The following is an 18,029-nucleotide window of genomic DNA, read 5'->3' as shown; positions in this document are numbered from 1 at the left end:
GGGAACGGGGCGGCCGCCGGTTAGGGGCATTAGGGGTTTACTCCTGAGGGGGATTTTCGGCGGCCAGGGCAAGCCGCAGCCGTGCCAGCAGGTCCGAGCGGTTCTCCGCCCCCAGCCGGCGCCGCATCCGCGCGATGTGGTGCTCGGCCGTCCGCGGCGAGATGTAGATGGTTTCCCCGATTTCCCGGTAGGTCTTGCCTTCCAGGACCAGCCGCGCCACTTCCTTTTCGCGTTCGCTCAGGCCCGAGCCGTCCGGGTGCAGGCCGTTGCCCGAATCCGTGGCGGCCGCACGTGGCTCCCCGGGGGTGCTGCCGTTTCCACCCTGCGCTGACTGCGGGTGCAGGTCCCTGGCGCAGGAGAGCAGGCGCACCATGTCCTTGCGTTCCTCGGTCCGCGCCGCCGCGTGGCCTGCCAGCCTGGCCCCTTCCCAAGGCATGCCCATCCGGTTCAGGGCGCGGGCGGCGGCTTCGACGTCGGCCGGTTGGAAGGACCCTGCCAGGACTGACACCCAGGCCTTGCCGGCGGAGGCGAGCACCGCTGCCAGGTGGCTGGTCCGGGCGGCCCGGGCCAGCGCGGCCGCGTGCGGGGCAAGCTCCGCCGGGCTCTCGCTGAGCAGGGCAGCCTGCACCGCAGCCCAGTGGAAGGGGACGCCCCACAGGGGCGGGTCGCCCAGCCGGCTGAGCAGCCGGTTTGCCTCGTCAACGTAATGGGATATCCGCCGCGTTTCGCGGAGCCGGGCCGCCGTGATGACCAGTTCGCCCCACGGAAGCAGGCTGTACAGGTCAACCGAGGTGTGCAGCATCGCGTCCCGCGCCCGTTCCCATGCCATGACCAGCTCGGCGATGTCGCCGGTGCGCCGGGCAAGCCCGACGTCCAGGGCAGCGCGGAGGAATTGGTCCCTCGGGACCAAGGGCCAGTGGTTGGCCTTGGAAGCCTCGTTCATGGCAAGCCGGGCATCGTCCACTCTGTCCAGCTGCATGGCGGACCACGCCTGGAGCAGGAAGAGGCGGGGCTTGGCGGCATTCCCGCCCTGGCCTGCTGCCGTGGCGGCTTTGCACACGGCTTCCGCCAGCTGCGGTTCCCCGCTGTGCAGCGCCATAGTGGCGGCGATGGCGGCGGGTGTGTCCGGCAGGGGCAACGCGGAGCCGGACGAGTTAAGCATGTCCGAGGCATGGATCAGGATGGGCAGGGCCTGTTCGGGGTCGCCGGAGAGCGACTGCAGGATGCCTTTGCCCGTCCCGGCCATGGCGGCCGCCAGCAGCGTCGGCGACGCCGGCGGCGCATCGGCGCTGAACAGCGCGTCGGCACCGGCACGGTTGCCGCAGCCCACCAGGGAAACCACTGCCAGGGCCGCCGACGGCCCGAGCCTGGCAGCACCCAGCCAGCTGTAGGCGTCCGCGCTGCGCGCCAGCATGCCGCGTTGCGCCCAGACGGCCGCGGCCACGTCCACGCCGCGCCGGATGTCCGGCGGGTCGGCGCTGACCAGCAGGGTGTCGATGATGCGGGTGGCGGCGTCAAGGTCGCCGTCGGCTGCCGCGGCCTGGGCGCGCCGCGCCGCGGTGGCGGTTTCATCCGCCCCGGCGAGGAGCGCTTCGTCGTAGAGCCGGTATGCCAGGCCGGGGTCGTGTTCGAGGGCCTTGTCCGCCGCGTGCTCAAGCTCCGCCGCCACACGCAGGTCAGCCAGGCCGCCGCGCGCCAGCTCCCGGGCAAAGTCACCCAGCGGCTGGCCGTCCTCGACATAGCAGGTCACCAGTTCCCTTTGCAGGGCATGCACCTTGGCGGTGGGTGCCACCGTCAGCAGCGCGTGCCGGGCCGGGCCGATGACTGTTCCGTCCAGCAGCAGACCTGCCTGTTCCGCCCGTGCCACGAGGGCGTGGAGGCTTTCCACCTCGCCGCCGTCAATGCGGCGCTGCAGGTCTGCCGGGAGCGGACCGGGCAGCATGAAGCCTACTGACAGGGCCAACAGGAGTTCCCGGACGGCGGCGTTCTCGCCCTTGAGCTGCCGGGCCATGAGCTCGGCGGCGTGCGGCGACGGATCCAGATGGTTCAGGCCCGGCTGATTCACGGTGGCCATCCTAGGCCGCCGGTCCGGTGGGCGCGGCCGGAGGTTCCGGTGCCGGCTCGGTGGTCGGGTCCGGCTCCGGCGCGGGTGCGCTGCTGGGGGCGGGTGGTTCAGGCGTCGGCTCGGGCGCCGGCGGGTTGGTGGTGGGGTCCGGTGCCGGCGGAACGGTGGTCGGATCCGGTGCCGGCGGAACGGTGGTTGGATCCGGCAGCGGAGGGTTTGTGGCCGGATCCGGCGCGGGCGGCACGGTGGTCGGGTCCGGAGCCGGTGTGGTAGGGACGGGCTCACCCGTCCCGGCTCCCGTGGTGGGGGTGGGCCCGGGCACGGTGCCGCCGCCGGCACTGCCGGTGGGCGTTCCGCTGCCGGCCGTACCGGACGTAGCGCCGGGAGCGGGCGCCCCGGGGGCTGCCCCCGCCCCGGCCCCGGTCCCTGCGCCCGCAGTCGGGGTGGTCGCCGCGGGGCTGCCGTCCGGCCCCTTGCCGGCCTGGGCGCCGGCGGAAGGCTTGCTGGTGGGTGAGGCCTCCACGTCGAGGCCGGGCCCGGAGTCGGACCTCTTCTTCTGCACGCCGGCTTCGATTCCGGCCAGCGGTTGGGCATCGCCGGCCGTTCCTGACGCAGCGGCACCGCCGGCGCCCGTGACCGAGCCCCCGCCTCCGGCCTGGCCGCCGCCGGCCCCGGCATCCGCTCCTGCCTGCGGAACAAACACGGAAGCCAGGTCCTTGAGCCCGCCCGGGCTCTGGGCGGCTGTGGCTGACAGGACCGTGAAGAGAGCTGCCGCGGCGGCGATGGCCGTCAGCCGGACCGTTGGCTTGGGCGCGTGCGCGCCCCCGTGGCCATGTGCGGGACCGTGGCCCGCGGCCGCAAAGGCTGCGGCCGCCGTCGTGCCTTTCCTGGACCAGCTTGGACGGACCGGACCGTGCGCGCCGGATTCCGGCGCCGCTCCAGCGCCCTCCGTACCGGCGGCGGAAACGGCAGCAGCGGCAGCAGCCTCCCGCGCCGCCACCGCACGTGCCAGGATGGCCGACACCGCCGCCCCGAGGCAGATGGAGGACTTGGGGTCGGCGTCCACGGCGATGGGCCGGTCCAGCTGTTCGGAGATCAGCTCCGCGACCAGGGGGATCCGCGACGACCCGCCGATCAGGAGCACTGCGGTCAGGTCCGCCGGTTCCAGCTCCAGCTGGGCCAGCGATTCTTCCAGCGCGTCCACGGTTTCCCTGACCGGTTCCTCGATCAGTGCTTCGAACTCGGACCGTACCAGGCGTACCTGCTGCTGGAAGCCCGGCAGCAGCACGGGGATGGTGGTCTCGCTGTCCGAGGACAGGGCCTCCTTGGCTTCGACGCATTCGCGCCGCAGCCTCGAGAGGGCGGCGAGGACGCCCGGCGCGGCAGGGTCGAGGCCCGCCAGCACGCCGCCGGTGTGCTCCGCGACGTAGCGGAAGACGGCGGCGTCGAAATCGGCACCGCCGAGGTCCTCGATGCCTTCCGGGCGGCCCACGGGGTCAAACCGGTCACCGGCCGTTTTCCGCAGGACGGCGGTGTCGAAGGTTCCGCCACCGAGGTCATAGACGGCGATGGTGCTGCCCTGGTCCACCCGCACCTGGGAGGCGTAGTGCAGGGCCGCGGCCTCCGGCTCGGTCAGCAGGGTGACGTTCTCCAGGCCCCTCGCGGCCAGGGCGGCCGTCACCACGGCGGTGCGGTGGCTTCCCCACGCGGCGGGGTGGGTGAGGATGATGCCCGACGGCGGTTCCCCCTCCCGTTCGGCAGCCCGGTCCGCCACCCAGCGGGCCATGGTGGCGAACACCTCTTCAGCAGGCAGGGACAGGGTGCCTGCGGAGATGGGCACGGCATCGCCCACCCGGCGCTTGAACTCACGGACAACCCTGTCCGGGGAGTCGAGGCCCCGGCGCTCCGCGGCCTCGCCCACCAGGACGGGGCCTTCCTCCGGGTAGTACAGAACGGAGGGCACGGAGGTTCCGCGGAGCCCCAGCGGCAGGCACTCCGGAACGGGTAAAGCTCCTTGGGTGAAACGGGCGACGGCTGCTGCAGTGAAACTGGTCCCGACGTCTACGGCGAGAACGTAGGTCATTGCTACCTCGGAAAACTGTTGTAACGCCAGCAAGCTTCATCACAGGCGAACGTCACCAAAGTAGCATCACCGGCAGGACCGGGAACAGTCCTGCCGGTGCGTCGGATGGCCAGGCGCCGGGGCCTATCCCGGCGCCGGAGCGGGGCTTGCGGTATCAGCCCTGTTCAGGGCGTTGTGACGGGTTTTCCGCGGCGCGGCGGTATCAGAGGCCGGAGTAGGAGTGCAGGCCGTTGAAGAACTGGTTCACGATGGTGAAGTTGAACACCACGCAGAGGTAGCCCACGATGGACAGCCACGCGGCGCGGGTTCCGGTCCAGCCCCTGGTGGCGCGGGCGTGCAGGTAGCCGGCGTAGACCACCCAGATCACGAAGGTCCACACTTCCTTGGTGTCCCAGCCCCAGAACCGGCCCCACGCCTTTTCCGCCCAGATGGCGCCGAACATGAGGGTGAAGGTCCAGCCAATGAAGGCGATCGCGTTGATGCGGTAGGAGAGGTTTTCCAGGCTCAGCGCGGACGGGACCAGGCGCATGAACCGCAGCTTGTCTTCGCCGCCGGCGGCGACGGTCTTCTGCCGGTGGGACTGGACCAGCTGCAGCGCGGACATGGCGAAGGTCAGGGTGAACAGGGCTGAGGACAGCACGGCGATGGAGACGTGGATGATCAGCCAGTAGCTCTGGAGGGCGGGAACCAGATGGCCTACGGGCGTCCAGTAGGCCACCGAGGCGGCGACGAGCATGATGATGGCCAAGCCCACCACGAAGGTGCCCAGGAAGCGGAGGTCCCGGCGGATCAGCACCAGCAGGAACACGGCGATGGCCACGAAGGCACCGGTGGTCAGGAACTCGTACATGTTGCCCCACGGCACGCGGCCGGCTCCCAGGGCACGGGTCACCACGCCGGCGCCGTGGATCACGGCGCCCAGGATGGTGAGCGCCACGGCCACGCGGGCGGGAGCACGGCGTTCGGCGGCGTACTTCATGTCCGCCCCCGCGGTGACCACTCCCCCGCCGGCCGCGGGTCCCGAAGCGGACGACGACGGGCGCTCGGCACGGTCCGCCGGCCCGTCGACGCCGGATGCGGCACGGCTGCCCACCCCGGCAGCGGCGGGCACCTTGGCAGGTTCGCCGGCCTGCGCGGCCTTCAGGTCGATGGCATGCAGGGCCTTGCTGCTCTTGGCCAGGTCCCAGGCGAACGCAATGAAGGCGACGGTGTACGTGCCTGCGGCCAGCAGCATGAAGAGCTCACTGTACTGGCCCATGGTTTCGTTGATTCCAAACGGCATTACTGGTCCTTATCGGGCCCTGCGGGGCCGGCTGGGGTGGGGGTGCCTGCGCCATTATCGTCGAGGCTGCTGGGAGTTTGCTGGGACTGGTGGCCACTGCCCTGCTGCCCGCCGCCGTCGAGGTTCCATTCGTCGGCGAGCAGCTTCCGGACCGCCGCGGCCTCGCCGGCCAGGCGGTGGTCCTCGCCGCGGGCCAGAAGGCCGTATTCGACCATGGTCCGGCCGTCCTCGTGCATTCCGGTGCGCACCCAGGCGCGGCGCCGGTTGACGTAGAGGGACAGGATCAGGCCGGCGACGGCCAGGAGGGCGAAAATCAGGGCGTAGAGCTGGCCCGGGTTGTGGTGGATGTCCACGCCCACGTACCTCTTCACGCCGTCAAAGCTGATGGAGCCTTTGCCGTCCGGGAGCGTGTAGGTGCTGCCCGGTGCCAAGGTGATGCCGCCGGCGTCGAGGTTGCGGGCGTTCAGCGGGGTGAGGTCCTTGACGTCGATCTCGAAGACGTTCTGCGGGGCACCGCTGTCCAGTCCGAGGTCGCCGTAGTAGGAGTTCAGGGACAGCTGCGGGTTGAACAGCTCCGGGTCCCCACTGAAGGACACGCCCTGGTCCGTGACGAAGGCGGTGGGAAGGAAGAACCCCTGGAATCCCAGCTGCTCGGGTTTGGCGTCGGGGACCTTGATGACCACGGAGGAGTAGTAGTTGTCGCCCTGCAGCTTGGCCACCACCGGCCCCTGCATGGCCACGTTGCCGTCGCCGTCGCGGATGGTCACCACGGGTGCGTAGCCGTTGCCAGTCAGGTAGATGCTGGTGCCGCCCAGGGTGATGGGGTCGTTGACCTTCAGCGTCTCCTTCTTGGCGGGCGCGTCCGGGTTTTCCTTGGTGGTCACGGCGGCAGAGAAGTCGATGGGCTGGCCGAACTTGCCCTGCGATTCGCGGTCGAAGGTGATGTCGAACTTGTCCAGCTGGACGGAGTAGGGCTGCAGCTGGCTGGACTGGAAGTTGGTGCCCGGCGTGAACTGGTCGTAGCCCACCAAGGTGTTCACGAAGGTGTCGCCCTCCACCAGGATCCGCTGGCCGCTGTAGCCGAACAGGCCGCCGATGGCCACGGACACCAGCACACCGATCAGCGACGTGTGGAAGACGAGGTTGCCCACTTCCTTCATGAAGCCGCGCTCGGCGCCCAGGGACGGCCGCGCGCCGTCGTCGTCCCTTACCTCAACGCGGTAGCCGCGCTTCTTCAGCACCCCCGCGGCGCTGCGGATGGCGTCCGACGCCGGGATCCCGGCGTCGGCCGGAATGATCAGCGTGCCGTACTCGGGGAGGCGGGACAGCCGCTTGGGCGTGCGGGGCGGCTGGGAGCGCATGGCCTTGTAGTGGGCGATGGCACGCGGCACCACGCAGCCGATCAGCGAGATGAAGAGCAGCAGGTAGATGGCGGAGAACCATACCGAGGAATAGACGTCGTACAGCTGCAGGGTGTCCAGCAGCTTGCCGTAGTCCGGGTGGTCCTTGATGTACTGGGTCACCACCGACGGGTTGGCCGGCCGCTGCGGGAACAGTGATCCTGGAACGGCGGCCACAGCCAGGAGCAGCAGCAGGAACAGCGCGGTGCGCATGCTGGTCAGCTGGGTCCAGGCCCAGCGCAGCATTTCCTTGGGACCCAGGGAGGGCAGCGCGGCATCGGCCTTGGCGCTGGAGACCGTGGACGCCTCAGCGGGGGCGGAGGTCTTCTTCTTCACGTTCACACGCTCGCTCATCAGATCGGCAACTTCACGTCGGTTTGGAACCAGTACTGCAGCTCGGTCACCCAGGCGCCCCAGACCCCGGAGGCCATCAGGACGCCCAGCACCACCAGGATGCCGCCGCCGATCCGCTGGATGGCCAGCCGGTGCTTGCGGAAGAACGCCATGACGCCAAGTCCGCGGCGCAGGGCCAGTGCGATGAGCAGGAAGGGGATGCCGAGGCCGAGGCTGTAGACAAAGGCCAGGAAAGCGCCCTTGGCGGCTGAGGATCCCCCGGAAAGGCTGAGCAGCTGGACGGCCGAGTAGGTGGGCCCGATGCACGGCGCCCACCCCAGGCCGAAGGTGAGGCCCAGCAGCGGGGCACCCCACAGGCCGGCGGGCGGCTTGGCGTGGATCTTGGCGTCACGCTGGAGCCAGCTGAGGCCGCCCATGAAGACGATGCCCATGATGATCACCACGACGCCCAGCAGCTGGGTGATCCAGGCGTTCTGCGAGCCGGTAATGAGGGTGCCCAGCTGCCCGAAAGCCCCGCCCAGCAGGACGAAGATGACGGAGAAGCCCAGCACGAACAGACCGATCCCGGCGAACATCCGGCCGCGGCGCTGTTTCTGCAGGTCCACGCCGCTCAGCCCGGTGACGTAGCCCAGGTAGCCGGGCACCAGGGGCAGCACGCAGGGAGAGAGGAAGGACACCAGTCCGGCCAGCAGCGCCACGGGAATGGCAAGAAGCAGCGAACCGTTCAGGATGGCTTCGGCGAAGGGGCTGTTCACGGTACCGCGCCGCCGCTACTCAGCCACGGCGGCAGTGATCAGGGCCTTCAGTGTGCCCTTCTGGATTTCGCCCAGGACCCGGGAGGCCACCCGGCCCTGCTTGTCCAGGACCAGGGTGGTGGGGACGGCGCCTGGCGGGACCAGTCCGGAGACGGACAGCAGGACTCCGCCGTCCTTGTCATCGAAGCTGGGGTACGTGAGGTTGAACGTCTTGTCGAACGCCTCGGCGGTGGCTTTCTCGTCGCGGAGGTTCACGCCGAAGAACTGCACGCCCTGGTCCTTGAACTCCTGGTGGAGTTCCTCGAGGATGGGCGCTTCCACCCGGCACGGGGCGCAGGCGGCGAACCAGAAGTTCAGGACCGTCACCTTGCCCTGGAAATCTGCGGGCGACACCGTGGTGCCGTTGAACAGGGTGCCGTTGACCTGGACGGCGTCCTTGCGGTCCGCGGCCGCGAACTCGGTGACTGAGCCGTCGCCGGCCACGTAGTTCTTGTTGTCTCCGGCCTTGGCCTGCTGCGCGAGGGCATCTTCCTGCGCGCACCCGGTGAGGCCCACGGTCAGGGCGGTCAGGGCGAGGCCGCCGGCAGCCAGCACGCTGCGGCGGGAGGTGAGGTTTTTGTGGGTCACTGCTTAGGCTCCAGGGGTGCTGGCGGCACCGGGAAGAAGGGACGCCGCCGGCTCGCTGTAGTGGACGCGCAGGAGGCTGCCGTCGTCGTCGAACACCAGGGACGTGATGGACGTGAGGGTGCATTCGCGTTTCCGCGGGTCATGCCAAAGGGGCTTGCCTTCCGCGCTGAGGCGGGTGGCCCAGATGGGGAGCTGGTGGCTGACCATGATGGCTTCGGGGCCAGCGGCGCCAAAGTCACCGTCGGCGGATTCGATGGCGCGCAGCCGGGCTTCCTGGACCGCTTCCATGACGCGGGCTGCCTGCTGCTTGTAGGGCTCGCCCCAGGACGGGCGCAGCGGGTTCACCAGCCGGGGCCAGTGCCTGGGCCGGCGGAGTTCGGCCTTGGTGACCTTCATGCCCTCGAAGTAGTTCTCGGCCTCGATGATGCGCGCGTCCGTGTGGATCTGCAGGCGCAGGGCCTCGGCGGTGGGGGCTGCGGTCTCCTGGGCACGGTCCAGGGGCGAGGCCGCCAGGTACGTGATGCGGGCGCCGTTTTCCACCCTCTGGCGGAAGTGCTCCGCGAGCATGCGTGCCATCTCCCGACCCAGCTCGGAGAGGTGGAATTCGGGCAGCCGTCCATACAGGACGCCGTCCGGATTATGGACCTCGCCATGGCGGAGCAGATGGACAGTGGCTTGGGGCATGTTTACCAGTTTCTCAAAGATGGCGTTCGATCCGAAATCTTCTACACAGAGTAGAACTGAAGTTTTTGAAGAAATGTTCCACCGCCGGGAACAAAACATGCAAATGCATGTTTATACTGGATGCAGCAAGTTAGTTGAGACTTCAACCGATGAAGCTTCAACGGCACGATCAACCTGACAGACCCGATCAGTCATCCAGACACAAGGAGCAGCACCATGGCACTTCCCGCAGACGTCACCACCGGCACCTGGACCCTCGACAACTCGCACAGCGAAATCGGCTTCACCGTCCGCCACGCGGGCATCAGCAAGGTGCGCGGCCAGTTCACCGAGGCCGCCGCCACGCTTGAACTCGCCGAGGACGTGGCCGCTTCGAAGATCAACGCCACCATCAATACCGCCAGCTTCGACTCCGGCGACGCCAACCGCGACGGCCACGTCAAGGGTGAGGACTTCTTCGACGTGGAGAAGTTCCCGGAGATCTCCTTCGTCTCCAACGGCCTGGTGGCCAAGGGCAACAGCTACGAACTCACCGGCGACCTGACCATCAAGGGCGTCACCCGCCCCGTCACGCTGGAGACCGAGTTCAACGGCGTGGCCGTGGATCCGTTCGGCAACACCCGCGCCGGCGTCTCCGCCGAGACCACCATCAGCCGCAAGGACTTCGGCCTGACCTGGAACGCCGTCCTGGAGACCGGCGGCGTGCTGGTCAGCGACAAGGTTGCCATCAACCTCGAACTGGCCTTCATCGCTCCCGCAGCCTAGCCGCTGCTCCGCACGGGACCAGCCCCGGCACCGGCCTTCCACGGCCAGGTGCCGGGGCTTCCTGCATTTCCGGGGCGTTAGGGAACGACGGCGGCGCTACAGTGAACGCCATGACCAACTTCTCCAGGGCTCCCCGCAGCGGTGCGGCAGGACTGTTCTCCCTCGCCGGCCTGCCCGTGGAGCTGAAGGTCTCGTTCTGGATCTGGTTCGCGGGCGGCGTCCTGTCCGTCCTGGGCGGCCTGCTGGGGATGCTCGGGTCCCTGGTCCTGTTCGCCGCGGCACCGGCTGCCGCCACGGCAGTGCTGATCCTGATGCTGCTGGCCGCATCGGTGGGGGTTGCCCAGGTGGTGTTTGCCTTCCGGCTGAAGGCCGGCAGGGCGTGGGCCAGGGTGGCGTTGACGGTGCTGGCGGCCATCACCTTGGTCCTCGCCGTGGTCAACGGAGCCTCCGGCGCCGGCCAGGCAGGCAACTGGATAGCGTTCCTCGTTGCCCTGGCGGCCACCGTCCTCATGTGGCTGCCCCGGCCGCAGGCCTGGTTCCGCGGGGCACCCGGCCGGAATACCTCTGCCGAATGATCCCCAACCGCGCCGGCCGGGGGTACGGTGGACTTTAAGTCATGCTGGGGGTAGGGGCACTGGACCGATCCTCGGCAACCCGCCAGTAAGCCCAACCCGCAGAAGGACCGCTCATGAGCACTCCCCCTGTCCCGCCTCCCTCATCCAACGATCCCCAGTCCGGCAACGGAGAGCCCGGTAACCAGCCGCCCCGCTACGGGTCCAACGCACCGCAGTACGGCCAGGATTCCCGGCAGGACCAGAACCCGCCGCAGTACGGGCAGAACGCTCCGCAGTACGGCCAGCAGAGCCAGGGCACTCCCCAGTATGGCCAGAACGCGCCGCAGTTTGGACAGAACGCAGGCCCGGGTTACGGCCAGGACGCCGGGCAGCAGTTCGGGCAGAACGCCCCCCAGTATGGCCAGAACGCAGGCCAGGGTTACGGCCAGCAGGGCCAGCAGTTCGGCCAGTCGCCGTACACGCCGTATCCCTCCGAGCAGCCCCAGGCCGCCGGCAGCAACGGCGTGCCGCAGTTGGTCAATATCTCGTTCTGGCTCCTGATCGCCTCCGGCGCGATCTTCGTCATCTCGATGCTGCTGGGTCTCACCCAGCTGGACGATCCCCTGTTCCGCCAGACGTTCGAGGACCAGATGGCCGCCGGCGGCGCCAGCGGCGTGACCTATGATGACATCCAGGGCGTCATTGCGGGGACCCTGGTGGTCTTCGCGATCATTGGAGCCGGGCTCTACCTGCTGGTGGCCTTCTTTGTCCGCAAGGGCAAGAACTGGGCGCGCATCCTGGGCACGGTCTTCGCGGCCCTGTCCGTGTTCAGCCTCTTCAGTGTCCCCTCGATCGGCACGCTGGGCACGCTGATGGGCATTGCGGCCATTGTGCTGCTGTACCTGCCGGCAGCGGCCCCGTACTTCCGCAAGCAGCAGCCCTTCGCCAACCCGTACGGCGGCGGCTTCGGCAGCCCCTACGGCCGCTAACCCACTACAGAAAAGCGGCCCGGGATGCGCAGGCATCCCGGGCCGCTTTTTGTCGTCCGGGAGCGGACGCGTGGCGTCGTGCGGGTCCCTCAGGCTGTCTGCTCCGGCGCCTGCGCCCGCTGGGCGTGGTAGGCGAGGATCTGCAGTTCGGTGGCCATGTCCACTTTGCGCAGGTTGACCCCTTCCGGAACCTGCAGCATCACGGGCGCGAAGCTCAGGACGCTCCGCACCCCGGCGGCCACCACGCGGTCACAGACCCCTTGGGCCACGGCGGCCGGGAGGGCAAGGACCACCATATTGGCTCCGGTCCGGTGCAGCACTGCCTCCAGGTCCGCCACATCGCTGACCCGCAGCCAGCCCACCTCGTTGCCCACCACCATCTGGTCGGCGTCGAAGATGGCCACCACGTCGAAACCGCGCGATTCGAATCCACCGTACCTGGCCAGGGCCTTCCCCAGGTTGCCGGCCCCCACAATGGCGACCTTCCAGTCATGGGTTAGTCCCAGCGCCGCTGCAATATGCCGGCTCAGGTACTGGACTTCGTAGCCCACGCCGCGGGTGCCGTAGGACCCGACGTAGGAAAGGTCCTTGCGGAGGGTCGACGAGCTGACGCCGGAGGCTTCGGCGAGAGATTCGGAGGAAACCCGTTCAACGCCGTCGGCCAGCAGTGAATTAAGGGCGCGCAGGTACAGCGTCAGCCTCGCCACCGCTGCGGGCGGAATCTGCTTGGCCGGGGTACCCGTGGCGCCCGGGAGGTCCGGGACAGCATGGGGAGTTGAGTCCAGCGACGTCACCAGCTCCTCCCTTGCATTGCGTTGTGCATCCACTCTAAATGCCCGCGCCCGGCGCCAACAAAGCGGGCTCCGTCCCTGCGGGCCGTCCGCTATTGGGCCATGGCGCGCTGGAGAACGCGCTCCAGCCGGGCTTCGTCGATCTTCCAGAAGTCGCGCTGGACACCATCCACCAGGACCACGGGGATCTCCTCGGCGTAGCGTTCGCGCAGGTCAGGCTGGTTGTCCACCAGCTCCTCGCTCCAGCCAAGGCCCAGGGCGGCAGTGACACGTCCGACGGCGGCGCGCGCCTCTTCGCACAGGTGGCAGTTCGCTTTGGTGAGCAGGACGACGCGGGGTGTGGCCATGCTTTAACGGTAGCGCCGTTCTGCACGCCCCGGCACGCCGACGGCGTCAACCCGGCGGATTGACTAGACTCAAGTCCATGCCCGAGGAGAAATACGTCGCCGTTGTGACCCGGCCGGTTGCTCCGCTGCAGCCGGGCGAGGCGGCGTTCTTCGACGTGGACAACACCCTGATGCGCGGTGCCAGCCTGTTCCATGTTGCCCGGAAGATGCACCAGCGCGGCGCGTTCACCCTGCCCCAGGCGGCCGGATTTGCCTGGAAGCAGTTCAAGTTCATGGCCCGCGGCGAGAACATCGACGACGTCCATGCCGTCCGTGACTCCGCACTCACCCTCGCGGCCGGCATTACCGTTGATGACATCAAGGCGCTGGGCGAGGAAGTCTACGACGAGATGATCGCCTCGCGGATCTGGCCCGGGGCGAAGGCCCTCGCCGAGCAGCACCTCAGGGTGGGACGCCGCGTGTGGCTGGTCACCGCCACCCCCATTGAGGTGGCCACGGTGATTTCCACCAGGCTGGGCCTGACCGGGGCACTGGGCACCGTGGGCGAGGTATCGGACGGCATGTACACCGGACGCCTGGTGGGAGACATCCTGCACGGCTCGGCCAAGGCGGTCGCGGTGCAGGGCATCGCGGACCAGGAAGGCCTGGACCTCAAGCGCTGCTGGGCCTACAGCGATTCCTACAACGACATTCCGCTGCTGTCCCTGGTGGGCCATCCCGTGGCCATCAACCCGGACGCAAGGCTGCGACGCCACGCCCGCGACCACAACTGGCCGGTCTACGACTTCCGGGCCGGGCGCCGGGCGGCGACCTTCGGCCTCAAGGCAGCCACCATGGGCGGCGCCGTCTACGGGCTCTGGAAAGGCTTCGCCCGCATCCGCGGCCCCCGGGCATAGGTTCCGGGCGGCTCCCCCCAGGACACAGAAATGCCCGCCGCCTCGGAAGGCGGCGGGCATTTTCACGCTGTTGGAAGTATTTCTACTTCTTGTTGCGGCGCTGGTGACGGGTCTTGCGAAGCAGCTTGCGGTGCTTCTTCTTGGCCATACGCTTGCGACGCTTCTTAATAACTGAACCCACGAAAGTTCCTTACAAACTAGATGCAGTACCTGTCTGATGGAAAAGGTCCGCGGACAAAGCTACGAACTGAACAACTGACAGATTCTTACAATGACGTAAAACGTTCCTTAACAGGGTACCGCCTCCGGGGAGTGGCCTTTGACAGGCTTCCCTAGGCGGTGCCGGTGTGGCCGTCCACCACAGCACCCTTGAGGTACTGGTCCACGGCGCTTTCAGGCACCCGGTAGGAGCGGCCGAACCGGACTGCAGGCATTTCGCCTGAGTGGACCAGCCTGTAGACGGTCATTTTGGAGACGCGCATGACCTCGGCAACTTCAGCCACGGTCAGGAACTTCGCGTTCGAGAAGTTCTGTTCTGCGGACATTTCCCTATTTTCCTTTGCTGACGGATGGACAACAGTGACCCCAGGTTCGTGCCAATGCGGTGTTCCGATGCTGAGCCATCCACCAACCACCTATCCAGATACTCTAGATGTTCCTGTGGCAGAAGTGAAAGTAGCTGCGTCCCCCTATTTCGTCGGCCAGTACCCCCCTGGATCAGCCCCGCCGCTTGCGGGCGGAAGCCGCCAGCTGCTCCAGGACCGACACCGTGACATCCCATTCCATGCACGCATCGGTGACGCTCTGCCCGTAGACCAGCGCGGTACGCCCGGCCGCGTGCTCCGCGACATCCAGGTTCTGGGCGCCGCCCACCAGGAAGCTCTCCAGCATCACGCCGGCAACGGCCTGCGCCGCCGGCCCGCCGTCCTCGAGCTGGGCGCCGATTTCCAGGGCCACCTCGGCCTGCCGGTGGTGGCTCTTGCCGCTGTTGGCATGGCTGGCGTCGACAATCAGGCGGGGGTTCAGGCCCTTGCCCGCCATGGTGCCGGAGGCAGCTTCAACGTCAGCGGCGGAGTAGTTGGGTCCCTTCCGCCCGCCGCGGAGGATCACATGGGTGTCCGGGTTGCCGGCGGTTGACACCAGCGCGGCGCGGCCGTCGCCGTCGATCCCCAGGAAAGCCTGGGCTGCCGCGGCCGCACCGCAGGCGTCGATGGCAACCTGCAGGCCGCCGTCGGTGCCGTTCTTGAACCCGATGGGCATGGACAGCCCGGAGGCGAGCTGGCGGTGGATCTGGCTTTCGGTGGTGCGCGCGCCGATGGCGCCCCAGGAGATCAGGTCGGCCATGTATTGCGGGCTGATCGGTTCCAGGAATTCGGTGGCGGTGGGCAGGCCCAGGGCGGTGACCTGCTGCAGGAAGTGCCGGGCGGTCCGCAGTCCGGCCACCATGTCGTGGCTGCCGTCCAGGCGGGGATCGTTGATCAGGCCCTTCCAGCCCACGGTGGTGCGCGGCTTTTCGAAGTACGTCCGCATGACGATGAGGAGGTCTTCCTTGTGCTTCTCGGCCTGGCTGACCAGCCGGCGGGCGTATTCCAGCCCGGCCTTGGGGTCATGGATGGAGCACGGGCCCACAATCACCAGCAGGCGGTCGTCCACGCCGTCCATGATGGCGCGGACTTCACCGCGTCCGCGTTCGACGACGGCGGCCGCCTGGGCGTCCAGGGGCAGTTCCGCGATCAGGTCGGAAGGCGTGGGCAGCGGGGTGAATTCGCTGACGCGCAGGTTCGAGGTGGATGTGGCGGCTGCTGTTGCGGTGCTCATGTTCGGGTCCTGTTCCAGATGGGAAGCGGGCCCGGATATCAGAACCCGCCGGAGAAACGGCGAAGGGCAGAGAATGGTCTCTGCCCTGTTGGCTCTGAAGGAATGCTGGATGCGTGTCAGTTAGACGCGGGCCCCTCCAGAGCCAACGAAAAATACGCATACCAACGGTTAGTCATGGGAAGACCATAGCCCCGGGCGGTCGAACGGCAAAATCGGCCGTGTCACATGGCGTCAACGGGACTGCAGGGCGGCCACCAGTTCGGCGTGCCGGCTGTCGGTGAGCCGGTACCAGGACATGACGACGACGGCGGCCAGCGCCAGGATGCCGGGCAGCAGTCCCGCGGCGGCACGGATGGCCAGGACTGCGTCACCGGCCTGTTCGTGGAGGGCGGCGTCGTAGGCGCCCCAGGCGAGTGCGTAGGCCACGAGCCCTCCGCCGAAGCCCATGCCGAGCTTCCTGGTGGCAGCAAGCAGGGCGTAGTTGATGCCCTGTACCCGGACGCCGGTTTTCCATTCGCCGTATTCCACGGTGTCCGCGATCAGCGCCCAGGTGAGGATGCCCACCGTGGCGGAGGAGAGCTGGGCAAGCACAATGCCCGCCACCGCCAGCCAGGGCAGCCCCGCGGGGGCCACGAAGACGGCGACGCCGCCGGCCACGCCCAGAAGGCATCCGGCGGTGAAGACTGCCTTTTTGCCCCATTTCGCCACGGGCCGCGGCATGGCGACGGCGAGCGTCAGGGTGATGAGCACCTGGGTGGCGGCCATGACGGGGAACAGGTCGACCCGGGAGAGCACATCGCGCAGGTAGAAGAACTGGGCGGCGCCGGTTGCCGAGTTCCCCGTAACGAACAGGACCGAGCTGACGCACAGGACCAGGAGCGGCGAGTTGGTCCGGAGGGCATTGATGCTTTGCCGCAGCGTGATCCTGGGGATGGCCCCGCCCACCTGTTCACGGCAGGCCAGGCCGGTGAACAGGTACAGCAGCGACCCGATGCCGGCGAAGGCGATGGTGAGCACGGTGAAGATCTGCTGCATGTCTCCGCCGGCACCGAGAAGCGGAGCGACGACGAACCCCAGGACCGCCCCGGTGGCTAGGCCGCCGATGGTCCTGGCGCCCGCCAGCCGCGCCCGTTCGCGGGGATCCTGCGTCATGGCCCCCACCAGGCAGCCATACGGGACGTTGACCAGGCTGTAGGCCAGGCACACCAGCCCGTAGGTGCAGTAGGCATAGAGCAGCTTGGCGTCCGGAGCGGCGTCCGGCACGTGGAACACGGCGGCGCCCAACACCAGCGGAACGAACCCGAACATCAGGAACGGCCTGAACTTGCCCCACCGGGTCCATTGCACCCGGTCCACGATGCGGCCGGCGGCAATGTCCGTGAAGGCATTGAACACCCGGGCCACCACCAGGAGGGTCCCTGCCGCAGCGGCCGCGATTCCGGCAACGTCCGTGTAGTACACCAGCAGGAACATGTTGGCCGTGCTGATGACCATGCTGTTGGCGGCGTCGCCGGCGCCGTACCCCACCACGCTGAGCCTGCTGAGCTTCTTCATGTCTCCCTCGCCGTCGCCTGGAAACCGCTTTCTCAGGCCACGGTCAGGAAGTTACCCCAAAATCCCGCGGAGAAACAGCAGCTGCCTGATCCACTGGTGCTCCTGGCCGCCCTCATGGTTGTTGAACCGGTAGACCTCGATCTCCTTGGCGGCGCCCGGCCCGCCGGATCCATACGCGTTGAAGCTGGCGAAAACGGTGGAGGGCGGGCAGACGTCATCCATCTGCGCCACCGAGTACAGCGCCGGGGCCGTGGCCCAGCGGGCCAGGTTGACCCCGTCGAAGTACCTGAGGACGTCCAGGACGGCCGGATACCGGTCCCGGTGGCGCGCCAGGAACTGGGCGACTTCGGGGTATGGGCCGCGCGGGGCGATATCGATGGCGCGCGGAAAGTCCTGCAGGAAGGGGACGTCGGGCAGCGCGGCGATGACGCCGTCGAGCCGTCCCGCCGCAAGGCCCGCCGTGGCCACCACGATTCCGCCGCCCTGGCTGACGCCGGCCAGGACCACGCGTCCGGGGTCGACGGCGGGATGCGACTGGGCCGCTTCCACCGCCCGGAACGCGTCCACGTAGACGCGCCGGTAGTAGTAGTCCTCCCTGCTGCCGATACCCCTGGTCATGAGGCCCGCATGCGCCACGCCGCCGGCCGAGGGGTGCGGGTCCGGCGTATCGCCCACCACTCCCCCATACCCCTGGCCGCGCGTGTCCATGATGAAGTGCGCATACCCGGCCTGCGCCCACCGGGTGTCCTGATTCACCAGCCCCCGGCCGCCTGAGTAGCCGATGTACTGGACCACCACGGGCAACCGGGCGCCGGGCTCCCGGGTTGCCGGCAGGTGCAGCCAACCCTTGACGGGCGCCCCTCCGTAGCCGGCAAAAGTGACGTCGAACGTGTCGATGAGCGTGAGGTAGTTCTCGACCGGCCCGAAGGTGGCGTCCAGCGAAAAAGCCCGCGCCTCACCGATGGTGGCGTCCCAGAACTCTGACAGGTCAGGAGGAGGTGTGACGTCGGAGGTATAGCGGCGAAGCTGGTCCAGTGGAAAGTCGAAGAGGGGCATGGCTGAATC

18 protein-coding genes are annotated in these 18,029 nt (G+C 68.3%); 4 read left to right on the top strand and 14 right to left on the bottom strand.

Annotated features, from left to right (window positions below):
* Positions 1-37: 37 nt before the first annotated feature.
* From AS031_RS00575 to AS031_RS00545, 7 genes are all read right to left on the bottom strand, one after another.
* Positions 38-2,074 carry a LuxR C-terminal-related transcriptional regulator gene (locus AS031_RS00575; RefSeq protein WP_058266216.1) on the bottom strand — a complete coding sequence of 679 codons (2,037 nt, stop codon included), beginning with the start codon at positions 2,072-2,074 and terminating at the stop codon, positions 38-40.
* A gap of 1 nt (position 2,075) precedes the next feature.
* Positions 2,076-4,148, bottom strand: a complete 2,073-nt coding sequence (locus AS031_RS00570; protein ID WP_058266215.1) for an Hsp70 family protein — start codon at positions 4,146-4,148, stop codon at positions 2,076-2,078.
* 202 nt (positions 4,149-4,350) lie between these two features.
* On the bottom strand, positions 4,351-5,430 hold the full coding sequence (gene ccsB / locus AS031_RS00565) for a c-type cytochrome biogenesis protein CcsB (RefSeq protein WP_058266214.1): 1,080 nt from the start codon (positions 5,428-5,430) through the stop codon (positions 4,351-4,353).
* Positions 5,430-7,184 (bottom strand): cytochrome c biogenesis protein ResB, encoded by a 1,755-nt coding sequence (gene resB / locus AS031_RS00560; protein ID WP_058266213.1) that lies wholly within the window; start codon positions 7,182-7,184, stop codon positions 5,430-5,432. The genes ccsB and resB overlap by 1 nt, the downstream gene beginning before the upstream one ends.
* Entirely contained in the window at positions 7,184-7,939 is a 756-nt protein-coding gene (locus tag AS031_RS00555; RefSeq protein WP_058266212.1) for a cytochrome c biogenesis CcdA family protein, read from the bottom strand. The genes resB and AS031_RS00555 overlap by 1 nt, the downstream gene beginning before the upstream one ends.
* Positions 7,940-7,954: 15 nt before the next feature.
* Positions 7,955-8,566: a TlpA family protein disulfide reductase gene (locus tag AS031_RS00550; RefSeq protein ID WP_176716487.1), complete on the bottom strand. Its 612-nt coding sequence runs from the start codon at positions 8,564-8,566 to the stop codon at positions 7,955-7,957.
* A gap of 3 nt (positions 8,567-8,569) precedes the next feature.
* Entirely contained in the window at positions 8,570-9,250 is a 681-nt protein-coding gene (locus AS031_RS00545) for a histidine phosphatase family protein (protein ID WP_058266211.1), read from the bottom strand.
* 216 nt (positions 9,251-9,466) lie between these two features.
* Here AS031_RS00545 and AS031_RS00540 point away from each other — a divergent pair, with 216 nt between their 5' ends.
* The 3 genes from AS031_RS00540 (at position 9,467) to AS031_RS00530 (ending at position 11,558) form a co-directional block, all read left to right on the top strand.
* Complete coding sequence (locus tag AS031_RS00540) at positions 9,467-10,015, top strand: YceI family protein (RefSeq protein ID WP_058266210.1); 549 nt, start codon at positions 9,467-9,469, stop codon at positions 10,013-10,015.
* 110 nt (positions 10,016-10,125) lie between these two features.
* Positions 10,126-10,590: a hypothetical protein gene (locus AS031_RS00535; protein ID WP_058266920.1), complete on the top strand. Its 465-nt coding sequence runs from the start codon at positions 10,126-10,128 to the stop codon at positions 10,588-10,590.
* A 113-nt stretch (positions 10,591-10,703) separates the two neighbouring features.
* Positions 10,704-11,558: a Yip1 family protein gene (locus AS031_RS00530; protein WP_058266209.1), complete on the top strand. Its 855-nt coding sequence runs from the start codon at positions 10,704-10,706 to the stop codon at positions 11,556-11,558.
* An 89-nt stretch (positions 11,559-11,647) separates the two neighbouring features.
* Here the strand turns inward: AS031_RS00530 and AS031_RS00525 are convergent, their stop codons facing one another.
* Together AS031_RS00525 and AS031_RS00520 are read right to left on the bottom strand one after the other, a co-directional pair.
* Complete coding sequence (locus tag AS031_RS00525; RefSeq protein WP_058266208.1) at positions 11,648-12,352, bottom strand: redox-sensing transcriptional repressor Rex; 705 nt, start codon at positions 12,350-12,352, stop codon at positions 11,648-11,650.
* Between the two features lie 89 nt (positions 12,353-12,441).
* Entirely contained in the window at positions 12,442-12,696 is a 255-nt protein-coding gene (locus tag AS031_RS00520; RefSeq protein ID WP_058266207.1) for a glutaredoxin family protein, read from the bottom strand.
* A gap of 77 nt (positions 12,697-12,773) precedes the next feature.
* On the opposite strand from AS031_RS00520, the gene AS031_RS00515 reads away from it, so the two are divergent.
* Positions 12,774-13,592 (top strand): HAD family hydrolase, encoded by an 819-nt coding sequence (locus tag AS031_RS00515; RefSeq protein ID WP_058266206.1) that lies wholly within the window; start codon positions 12,774-12,776, stop codon positions 13,590-13,592.
* An 82-nt stretch (positions 13,593-13,674) separates the two neighbouring features.
* Here the strand turns inward: AS031_RS00515 and AS031_RS19355 are convergent, their stop codons facing one another.
* From AS031_RS19355 to AS031_RS00495, 5 genes are all read right to left on the bottom strand, one after another.
* Positions 13,675-13,773 carry a 30S ribosomal protein bS22 gene (locus tag AS031_RS19355; RefSeq protein WP_003792170.1) on the bottom strand — a complete coding sequence of 33 codons (99 nt, stop codon included), beginning with the start codon at positions 13,771-13,773 and terminating at the stop codon, positions 13,675-13,677.
* Positions 13,774-13,924: 151 nt separating this feature from the next.
* Positions 13,925-14,137, bottom strand: a complete 213-nt coding sequence (locus tag AS031_RS00510) for a helix-turn-helix domain-containing protein (protein WP_058266205.1) — start codon at positions 14,135-14,137, stop codon at positions 13,925-13,927.
* Positions 14,138-14,309: 172 nt separating this feature from the next.
* The gene (locus tag AS031_RS00505) at positions 14,310-15,410 is read right to left on the bottom strand and encodes a 3-deoxy-7-phosphoheptulonate synthase (RefSeq protein WP_058266204.1); all 1,101 of its coding nucleotides are present in this window, start codon (positions 15,408-15,410) and stop codon (positions 14,310-14,312) included.
* 231 nt (positions 15,411-15,641) lie between these two features.
* Positions 15,642-16,964, bottom strand: coding sequence for a glycoside-pentoside-hexuronide (GPH):cation symporter (locus AS031_RS00500; protein ID WP_058266203.1), 1,323 nt, complete (start codon positions 16,962-16,964; stop codon positions 15,642-15,644).
* Between the two features lie 51 nt (positions 16,965-17,015).
* Positions 17,016-18,020: an acetylxylan esterase gene (locus tag AS031_RS00495; protein ID WP_058266202.1), complete on the bottom strand. Its 1,005-nt coding sequence runs from the start codon at positions 18,018-18,020 to the stop codon at positions 17,016-17,018.
* Positions 18,021-18,029 lie beyond the last annotated feature (9 nt).

The sequence above is a fragment of the Pseudarthrobacter enclensis genome (assembly GCF_001457025.1).
Classification (GTDB): Bacteria; Actinomycetota; Actinomycetes; order Actinomycetales; family Micrococcaceae; genus Arthrobacter; species Arthrobacter enclensis.
Note: the sequence above shows the minus strand (reverse complement) of the source record. Positions and strands in the feature narration are given on the sequence as shown.

Excerpts from the sequence above, each read along its gene's own strand:
- AS031_RS00575 (WP_058266216.1), bottom strand. The coding sequence starts at position 2,074 with ATGGCCACCGTGAATCAGCCGGGCCTGAACCATCTGGATCCGTCGCCG.
- AS031_RS00570 (WP_058266215.1), bottom strand. The coding sequence starts at position 4,148 with ATGACCTACGTTCTCGCCGTAGACGTCGGGACCAGTTTCACTGCAGCA.
- ccsB (WP_058266214.1), bottom strand. The coding sequence starts at position 5,430 with ATGCCGTTTGGAATCAACGAAACCATGGGCCAGTACAGTGAGCTCTTC.
- resB (WP_058266213.1), bottom strand. The coding sequence starts at position 7,184 with ATGAGCGAGCGTGTGAACGTGAAGAAGAAGACCTCCGCCCCCGCTGAG.
- AS031_RS00545 (WP_058266211.1), bottom strand. The coding sequence starts at position 9,250 with ATGCCCCAAGCCACTGTCCATCTGCTCCGCCATGGCGAGGTCCATAAT.
- AS031_RS00540 (WP_058266210.1), top strand. The coding sequence starts at position 9,467 with ATGGCACTTCCCGCAGACGTCACCACCGGCACCTGGACCCTCGACAAC.
- AS031_RS00535 (WP_058266920.1), top strand. The coding sequence starts at position 10,126 with ATGACCAACTTCTCCAGGGCTCCCCGCAGCGGTGCGGCAGGACTGTTC.
- AS031_RS00530 (WP_058266209.1), top strand. The coding sequence starts at position 10,704 with ATGAGCACTCCCCCTGTCCCGCCTCCCTCATCCAACGATCCCCAGTCC.
- AS031_RS00520 (WP_058266207.1), bottom strand. The coding sequence starts at position 12,696 with ATGGCCACACCCCGCGTCGTCCTGCTCACCAAAGCGAACTGCCACCTG.
- AS031_RS00515 (WP_058266206.1), top strand. The coding sequence starts at position 12,774 with ATGCCCGAGGAGAAATACGTCGCCGTTGTGACCCGGCCGGTTGCTCCG.
- AS031_RS00510 (WP_058266205.1), bottom strand. The coding sequence starts at position 14,137 with ATGTCCGCAGAACAGAACTTCTCGAACGCGAAGTTCCTGACCGTGGCT.
- AS031_RS00505 (WP_058266204.1), bottom strand. The coding sequence starts at position 15,410 with ATGAGCACCGCAACAGCAGCCGCCACATCCACCTCGAACCTGCGCGTC.
- AS031_RS00500 (WP_058266203.1), bottom strand. The coding sequence starts at position 16,964 with ATGAAGAAGCTCAGCAGGCTCAGCGTGGTGGGGTACGGCGCCGGCGAC.
- AS031_RS00495 (WP_058266202.1), bottom strand. The coding sequence starts at position 18,020 with ATGCCCCTCTTCGACTTTCCACTGGACCAGCTTCGCCGCTATACCTCC.